Source organism: Anaerostipes sp. CAG:276 (assembly GCF_000432215.1).
Lineage (GTDB): Bacteria > Bacillota > Clostridia > Lachnospirales > Lachnospiraceae > Anaerostipes > Anaerostipes caccae.
The window spans coordinates 1-958 of sequence record NZ_FR889187.1 but is presented as its reverse complement, the minus strand read 5'-3'; the positions used below and the strand labels follow the sequence as shown (position 1 = coordinate 958).

Annotated in this window: 2 protein-coding genes; one reads left to right on the top strand and one right to left on the bottom strand. The window is 44.3% G+C overall.

The genetic code is table 11. The annotated features are described in order from the left end of the window. A partial coding sequence (locus QVP35_RS07555; RefSeq protein ID WP_288187802.1) for an aminotransferase class I/II-fold pyridoxal phosphate-dependent enzyme occupies window positions 1–500 on the top strand: 500 nt, incomplete at its 5' end. On the opposite strand, the gene QVP35_RS07550 is transcribed toward QVP35_RS07555, so the two are convergent. Continuing rightward, window positions 497–844, bottom strand: a complete 348-nt coding sequence (locus tag QVP35_RS07550; protein WP_009289399.1) for a DUF1622 domain-containing protein — start codon at window positions 842–844, stop codon at window positions 497–499. The genes QVP35_RS07555 and QVP35_RS07550 overlap by 4 nt on opposite strands. Window positions 845–958: the final 114 nt, after the last annotated feature.

Here is a 958-nt window from a genome sequence, read left to right as displayed (position 1 = left end):
TGCTCTTCGGGACGATCTCAAAGATTATCACACCGGGAATGAGACTTGGATGGATCTGCACGAAAGACAGAGAACTGATGCAGCATCTTGTGACCGCAAAGCAGGCAGCTGATCTGCACAGCAATATTTTTGCTCAGTATGCAGTGTACGATTATCTCATGAACCATGAATTAAATGAACACATCGGCAAAATCAAAACCCTTTATAAAGAGCAGAGCGATGCCATGCTTCAGGCGATGAAAGATTTCTTTCCGGACACTGTTACCTACACCATGCCGAAGGGAGGCATGTTTGTATGGGGATCTCTTCCGGAAGGCGAGTCATCCCTCGAATTGTTAGACCGTGCGATGAAAGAGAAGGTTGCTTTTGTGCCGGGCAATCCATTTTATGTGGATGATCAGAAGCCGGTGCCTACATTCCGCTTAAATTATACGAATTCAGAGCCGGAGGTGATCCGGGAGGGCATCCGCCGGCTCGGCAGACTGATGGAGAGCTATTAATCTGACTCGAATTTGATTTCATAGTGGATCACCAGAGTCAGAAAAGATCTCAAAAGGATGACAGCTCCAAGCATATAAAGTTCGTTCATGTTTTTCGTGATGACGGTCCTGAGTATTTCACCTCCCAGCTTAAACTCCAGGGCAAAAGCCAGAATTTTGGCCAATTCCAGTTTGATCTCCCTTCCCTCCGTGGTAAATCCTGCCCGGAGATACTGGAGAAAAGCTTTGATACAGCCAAAGACGATGACAAAGATCCCGAAAAGTTCCAGGAGGTGAATGCAGAGCATCACAGTTTCTGTTAAAAGATGATCAGGCATATTGCTGTACGCTTTCTGTATTTTCATAAAATAGCTTCATTTTATCGTCTGCATATTTGTAAGATTTCATTCAGATATAGTATGACATTTTCTATACGATTTCCGTTCAGCTTTTAGAATGCCTCACTCCAATCGTGTAGA